Source organism: Arenimonas sp. (assembly GCF_019459675.1).
In the GTDB taxonomy this organism is placed as follows: Bacteria; Pseudomonadota; Gammaproteobacteria; order Xanthomonadales; family Xanthomonadaceae; genus Arenimonas.
In genome coordinates, this window is the sequence record NZ_JAIBFH010000265.1 from 1 (window position 1) to 6,835 (window position 6,835).

The 6,835-nt window shown below is 71.6% G+C and carries 6 protein-coding genes; all 6 read left to right on the top strand.

Annotated elements, in window-relative coordinates; translation table 11 throughout:
• Positions 1-823: cyanophycin synthetase (locus K0M70_RS08850; protein ID WP_290781434.1), on the top strand; the 823-nt coding region annotated here is incomplete at its 5' end.
• Entirely contained in the window at positions 820-2,202 is a 1,383-nt protein-coding gene (gene murF / locus K0M70_RS08855) for a UDP-N-acetylmuramoyl-tripeptide--D-alanyl-D-alanine ligase (RefSeq protein WP_290781435.1), read from the top strand. The genes K0M70_RS08850 and murF, both read left to right, overlap by 4 nt.
• Positions 2,192-3,274 (top strand): phospho-N-acetylmuramoyl-pentapeptide-transferase, encoded by a 1,083-nt coding sequence (mraY, locus tag K0M70_RS08860; RefSeq protein ID WP_290781436.1) that lies wholly within the window; start codon positions 2,192-2,194, stop codon positions 3,272-3,274. Before murF ends, mraY begins: the two co-directional genes overlap by 11 nt.
• A gap of 1 nt (position 3,275) precedes the next feature.
• Positions 3,276-4,589 carry a putative lipid II flippase FtsW gene (gene ftsW / locus K0M70_RS08865; RefSeq protein WP_290781437.1) on the top strand — a complete coding sequence of 438 codons (1,314 nt, stop codon included), beginning with the start codon at positions 3,276-3,278 and terminating at the stop codon, positions 4,587-4,589.
• Positions 4,586-5,662: an undecaprenyldiphospho-muramoylpentapeptide beta-N-acetylglucosaminyltransferase gene (gene murG, locus K0M70_RS08870; protein ID WP_290781438.1), complete on the top strand. Its 1,077-nt coding sequence runs from the start codon at positions 4,586-4,588 to the stop codon at positions 5,660-5,662. Before ftsW ends, murG begins: the two co-directional genes overlap by 4 nt.
• A partial coding sequence (murC, locus tag K0M70_RS08875) for a UDP-N-acetylmuramate--L-alanine ligase (protein ID WP_290781439.1) occupies positions 5,662-6,835 on the top strand: 1,174 nt, incomplete at its 3' end. The genes murG and murC, both read left to right, overlap by 1 nt.

Sequence of the window (6,835 nt, forward strand, 5' to 3'; positions counted from 1 at the left end):
CGGCGCCGCCAAGGCGAAGCTGTTCGCCTGGCCGACGCTGCAGGCCGTGGTGGTGAACCTCGACGATGCCTTCGGCCCCGGCCTGCTGGCCAGCGCCCACGCCGGCGCGCGCCGCATCGGCGTGAGCTCGCGCGGCCATGCCGATGCCGCGCTGCGCGCCGAGCAGGTGGTGCTGGCGCCCGAAGGCCTGCGCTTTGAACTGGTGGAAGGCGGCGCGCGCCACGCCATCGTGTCGCCGCTGCTGGGCCGCTTCAACGTGGACAACCTGCTGGCCGTGGCCGGCGCGCTGCGCGCGCTGGACTGGTCGCTGGCCGACGTGGCGGCCATGCTGCCGCGCCTGTCGCCGGTAGGTGGCCGCATGAGCCGCGTCGGCGGCCGCGCCGGCCAGCCGCTGGGGGTGGTGGGCAACGCGCACACGCCCGACGCGCTGCAGCAGGCGCTGGCGAGCCTGCGCGAACACACGCCCGGCCGCCTGACCTGCGTGTTCGGCTGCGGCGGCGAGCGTGACGCCGGCAAGCGCCCGCAGATGGCCGCGATTGCCCAGGCCGGCGCCGACGCCGTGGTGGTGACCGACGACAACCCGCGCCACGAGGACGGCGACGCCATCGTGGCGGGCATCGTTTCCGGATTCAGCCGCCCCGATGCGGTGGTGGTGCAGCGCGACCGCGCGCGCGCCATCGCCGACGCCATCGCGGCGGCGGCGGCGGGCGACGTGATCCTGGTCGCCGGCAAGGGCCACGAGCCCTACCAGGACGTCGCCGGCGTAAAGCACGCCTTCGACGACCTGGCCGTGGCCATGGCCGCGCTGGAGGCCCGCGCATGAGGCCGCTGATGCTGTCGCAGGTGGCGCGCTGGGTCGAAGGCCGGCACCTGGGCGACGACGTGGAAATCACCGCCGTTGGCACCGACACCCGCACGCTGGTGCCGGGCGCGCTGTTCGTGGCGCTGCGCGGCGAGCGCCAGGACGGCCACCAGCTGGCGGCGCAGGCGCAGGCCGCCGGCGCGGTGGCGATGCTGGTGCACCGCGAAGTGGACAGCCCGCTGCCCCAGGTGCTGTGCGCCGACACCCAGGACGCCCTGGGCGAACTGGCCGCAGGCCTGCAGCAGGGCCGCGGCGCGGTGGTGGTGGCCATCACCGGCAGCAATGGCAAGACCTCGGTGAAGTCGCTGGTGCACAGCATCCTGGCCAATGCCGGCCTGGCGTATGCCAACCCCGGCAATTTCAACAACGAAATTGGCCTGCCGCTGGCGGTGATCGCCGCGCCGGAAGACGCCCGCTTCGCCATCTACGAGATGGGCGCGGGCCAGCCGGGCGACATCGCCTACCTGGCCAGCATCGCGCCGCCGCAGGTGTCGCTGGTGAACAACGTGATGCCCGCGCACATCGAGCGCATGGGCAGCCTGCTGGGCATCGCCGAAACCAAGGGCGCCATCTACGAAGCGCTGCCCGACGACGGCATCGCCGTGGTGAACGCCGACGACACCTTCGCGCCCTGGTTCATGCAGCGCATCGGCGCGCGCCGGACGCTGCGCTTCGGCCTGGACAACGACGCCGACGTGCGCGCCACCGGCCTGCGCCACGGCGCCGACAGCACCCGGTTCCAGCTGCACACGCCGGCCGGTTCGGCCGAAGTGGCGCTGCCGCTGCCGGGACGCCACAGCGTGATGAACGCGCTGGCCGCCGCTGCGCTGGCGCTGGCCGCGGGCGCGTCGCTGGACAACGTGGTGGCGGGCCTGCAGCACGCGCCGCCGGTGCCGGGCCGGCAGATCCCGCATGCGCTGCGCGGTGGCGCCGTGCTGGTGGACGACAGCTATAACGCCAACCCGGGCTCGGTGGCCGCGGCGATTGCCGCGCTGGCCCAGGCCGGCGGCGAAGCGTGGCTGGTGCTGGGCGACATGATGGAGTTGGGCGAGGGCGCCGCGGTGCTGCACGCCGACATCGGCGGCCAGGCCAAGCGCGCAGGCATCGCCCGGCTTTGGACGGTGGGCGAGCTGAGCGCGGACGCAGCGCGCGCCTTCGGCGACGGCGCCCGGCATTTCAACGACCGGCCCGCGCTGGTGGCGGCGCTGTCGGTGGCACTGCAGGCGGCCCCGGCCGGCCTGCGCTGCCTGGTGAAAGGTTCGCGTTCCAGCGCGATGGATACGGTGGTGGCCGCGCTGCTGGCCGCCGACAGGCAAGGAGACGCCGACCATGCTGCTTGAACTGGCCCGCTGGCTGAACGAAATGGGCTGGATGCCGCCGCTGTTCGGCTACATCACCTTCCGCGCCATCCTGGGCGCGCTGACCGCACTGCTGCTGTCGCTGTGGCTGGGTCCGTACGTGATCGAGCGCCTGGCCCGCCTGAAGGGTGGCCAGCCAATCCGCAGCGACGGCCCGCAGTCGCACTTCGCCAAGGCCGGTACGCCGACCATGGGCGGCACGCTGATCCTGATGACCATCACGCTGTCCACGCTGCTGTGGGCCGACCTGCGCAACCGCTACATCTGGGTGCTGCTGGCGGTGATGGTGGCGTTCGGCGCGATCGGCTGGCTGGACGACTGGATCAAGATCGTCCGGCGCGACCCGAACGGCCTGAAGTCCCGGCACAAGTACGCGCTGCAGTCGGTGTTCGGGCTGGCGGCGGCGCTGTTCCTGTACTACACCGCCGACAACGCCAACGCCACCACGCTGTTCCTGCCGCTGCTCAAGGACTTCGCGGTGCCGCTGGGCGGGATGTTCGTCGTGTTGGCCTACTTCTGGATCGTCGGCTTCTCGAACGCCGTCAACCTCACCGACGGCCTCGACGGCCTGGCGATCATGCCCACGGTGCTGGTGGCGGCGGCGCTGGGCATCTTCGCCTACGCCTCGGGCAACGCGGTGTTCTCGCAGTACCTGCAGATCCCGGCCATCCCGGGCGCGGGCGAAATCACCATCTTCTGCGCCGCCATCGCCGGCGCGGGCCTGGGCTTCCTTTGGTTCAACACGTATCCGGCCATGGTGTTCATGGGCGACATCGGCGCGCTGGCGCTGGGCGCCGTGCTGGGCACCATCGCGGTGATCGTGCGCCAGGAAGCCATCCTGGTGGTGATGGGCGGCATCTTCGTCATCGAAACGCTGTCGGTGATGATCCAGGTGGCCAGCTTCAAGCTCACCGGCCGCCGCGTGTTCCGCATGGCGCCCATCCACCACCACTTCGAGCTCAAGGGCTGGCCGGAGCCGCGCGTGATCGTGCGCTTCTGGATCATCTCGGTGATGCTGGTGCTGGTTGGTCTGGCCACGCTGAAGGTGCGCTGAGATGAACCCGACCGATCGCGCCCACCAGGCCACCAAGCTCGACGCCATCACGGGCCGCTACGACCCGGTGCTGCTGTTGGTCATGCTGGCGCTGGCGGGCCTGGGCGTGGTGATGGTGGCGTCCAGCTCGATCGCCGTGGCCGAAGACCACAACGTGGGGCCGTTCTATTTCCTGGTTCGCCACGTGGTGTTCCTGGGCATCGGCCTGGGCCTGGCGTGGGCGCTGATGCAGGTTGAACTCAAGGTCGTGGAAAAGTACAGCCACCTGCTGCTGGCGCTGTGCTTCGCGATGCTGCTGCTGGTGTTCGTGCCGGGCATCGGCCACACGGTCAACGGCGCCCAGCGCTGGCTGAACCTGGGCGTTTCCAACTTCCAGGCGGTGGAAGCGGTGAAGCTGATGTTCATCATCTGGCTGGCCAGCTACCTGGTGCGCTACCGCGACGAGATCGCCCTGCAGTGGATGGCGCTGATCAAACCGCTGGGCGTGGCCCTGGGCATCGTGGTGCTGCTGCTGCTGCAGCCCGACTTCGGTTCGGCGGCCCTGCTGCTGGCCATCACCGGCGGCATGGTGTGGCTGGGCGGCGCACGCATCCGCAACCTGCTGATGCCGGCCGGCGTGGTGCTGCCGCTGCTGGCCCTGGTGGCCATCGCCGAGCCCTACCGCGTGCGTCGCCTGACCTCGTTCCGCGACCCCTGGGCCGATCCTTTCAACGACGGCTTCCAGCTCACCCAGGCGCTGATTGCGATCGGTCGCGGCGAGTGGTTCGGCGTGGGCCTGGGTGCCAGCGTGCAGAAGCTCTTCTACCTTCCCGAGGCGCACACTGATTTCATCTTCTCGGTGACGGCCGAAGAGCTGGGCTTCGCCGGTTCGTTCGGCATCATCGCGCTGTTCGCCGTGTTCACCTGGCGCGCCTTCAACATCGGCCTGCGCGCGGTGGAGATGCGGCGTCATTTCGCCGGGTTCTGCGCGTTCGGCGTCGGCCTGTGGATCAGCCTGCAGGCCTTCGTCTCGATCGGCGTGAACCTGGGCCTGCTGCCGACCAAGGGCCTGACGCTGCCCTTGGTTTGCTCCGGCGGTTCCAGCGTGATGATGACCTGCGTGGCCATGGGCCTGCTGCTGCGCGTGAGCTACGAGCTTGACCGCGCCGAACGGCAGGTGGCGCGCCTGCGCGGCGGTGACCTGCCGACGCCGGACATGGGCGAGGGCAGGGCAGACACGCCGCCGCTGCCCACGACGACGGCCAGCACGGCCAACCCGGTGCCACCGCGCGGCTCGCGCCATCGCATCGAGCCCAAGATCGGAGCGGTGGCATGAACGCGCCCGTGCTCATCCTGGCTGGCGGCACCGGTGGCCACATCTTCCCGGGCCTGGCTGTGGCCCAGGCCCTGAGCGCGCGCGACGTGCCGGTGGTCTGGCTGGGTTCGGCGGGCGGCATGGAAACGCGCCTGGTGCCCCAGGCCGGCATTCGCATCGAGACCATCGCGGTCAGCGGCCTGCGTGGCAAGGGTGCGGCCACCCTGATCAAGGCGCCGGTGCTGCTGCTGCGCTCGCTATGGCAGGCCGTGTCCATCCTGCGCCGCCTGCGCCCGCGGGCCGTGCTGAGCCTGGGCGGCTATGCGGCAGGCCCGGGCGGGCTCGCGGCGTGGCTGCTGCGCCGGCCGCTGCTGGTGCACGAACAGAACCGCGCGCCGGGCCTGACCAATCGCGTGCTGGCGCGCTTCGCGCAGCGCGTGCTGTGCGGATTCCCGGGCAGCTTCACCGACCGCGACGCCGAGGCGGTGGGCAATCCCGTGCGCCAGGAGATCGCGGCCATGCCGGCGCCTGCCGAGCGCTTCGCCGGGCGCGACGGCGCCGTGCGCCTGCTGGTGCTGGGCGGCAGCCAGGGCGCCTTCAGCCTCAATGTCGCGCTGCCGCAGGTGCTGGCGCGCCTGCCCCAGGCCCAGCGCCCGCAGGTGCGCCACCTGTGCGGCGAGCGCCACGCCGACAAGGCGCGCACCGCGTACGCCGACGCAGGCGTCAGCGCCAGCGTCGAACCCTTCATCACCGACATGGCGGCCGCCTACGCCTGGGCCGACCTGGTGGTTTGCCGCGCCGGTGCGCTGACCCTGGCCGAACTGTGCGCCGCGGGCGTGGGCTCGCTGCTGGTGCCGTTCCCCAATGCGGTGGACGACCACCAGACCCGCAACGCCGAATTCCTCGCCGAGCGCGGCGCCGCCAACATCGTGGCCGAGGGCGAGGGTTTCGCCGACCGCCTGCTGGCCGCCGCGCAGCCGCTGCTGGCCGACGCCGCGCGTCGCCTGGCCATGGCCGAGAACGCTCGCGCCGCCGCCAAGCCCGACGCTGCCGCACGCGTGGCGCAGATCGTCATCGAAGAGGCCCGCGCATGATCCGTCGCCGCCTGCAGGACTCGGGTGACCTGGCGCGCGCCTTCCCGCGCGTGCACTTCATCGGCATTGGCGGCGTCGGCATGAGCGGCATCGCCGAAGTGCTGGTGACCCTGGGCTACCAGGTGTCGGGTTCGGACCACAGCGACTCGGCCACCACGCGCCGCCTGGCGTCGCTGGGCGCCGTCGTGCATCGCGGCCACGCCGCCGGCAACATCGCCGGCGCCGACGTGGTGGTGGTGTCGAGCGCCATCGGCGCCACCAACCCCGAGCTGGCCGCAGCCCACGAGCAGCGCATCCCGGTGGTGCCGCGCGCGGAAATGCTGGCCGAGCTGATGCGCTTCAAGCGCGGCATCGCCATCGCCGGCACCCACGGCAAGACCACCACCACGTCGCTGGCGGCCAGCGTGCTGAGCGAAGGCGGCCTGGACCCGACCTTCGTGATCGGCGGCCAGCTGCTGTCGGCCGGCGCCAACGCGCGCCTGGGCGGCGGCCAGTGGCTGGTGGCCGAAGCCGACGAGAGCGACGGCAGCTTCCTGCGCCTGAACCCGCTGGTGGCGGTGATCACCAACATCGACGCCGACCATCTCGAGAACTACGGCGGCGACTTCGAGCGCGTGAAGGCCGCCTTCAACGAATTTCTGCACCGCCTGCCGTTCTATGGCCTGGCCGTGCTGTGCGTGGACGACGCCGAAGTGGCCGCGCTGGCGGCGCAGACGCCGCGCCACCTGGTGACCTACGGCATCGACCAGGCCGCCGACGTGTTCGCCCGCGACGTGCGCCAGGAAGGCCCGTGCATGCGCTTCACCCTGCACCTGCCCGAGTGCGCGCCGCAGGACGTCACGCTGAACCTGCCGGGCCGCCACAACGTGCTCAACGCGCTCGCCGCCGCCGCCATCGGCTGGCAGCTGGGCGTGGAGCCGGCGCGGATCGCCTCGGCGCTGCAGAAGTTCCAGGGCATCGGCCGCCGCTTCAACCTCAAGGGCGACCTCGACTTCGGCCGCGGCAAGGCGCTGCTGGTGGACGACTACGGCCACCATCCCAAGGAGCTGGAAGCCGTGTTCGCCGCGGCGCGCGGCGGCTGGCCCGAGCGCCGGCTGGTGGTGGCGTTCCAGCCGCATCGCTATACCCGCACGCGCGACCTGTTCGACGATTTCGCGGCCGTGCTCTCCAGCG

Bases quoted from the DNA above. Each gene is read 5' to 3' on its own strand.
- murF (WP_290781435.1), top strand. From the start codon at position 820: ATGAGGCCGCTGATGCTGTCGCAGGTGGCGCGCTGGGTCGAAGGCCGG.
- mraY (WP_290781436.1), top strand. From the start codon at position 2,192: ATGCTGCTTGAACTGGCCCGCTGGCTGAACGAAATGGGCTGGATGCCG.
- ftsW (WP_290781437.1), top strand. From the start codon at position 3,276: ATGAACCCGACCGATCGCGCCCACCAGGCCACCAAGCTCGACGCCATC.
- murG (WP_290781438.1), top strand. From the start codon at position 4,586: ATGAACGCGCCCGTGCTCATCCTGGCTGGCGGCACCGGTGGCCACATC.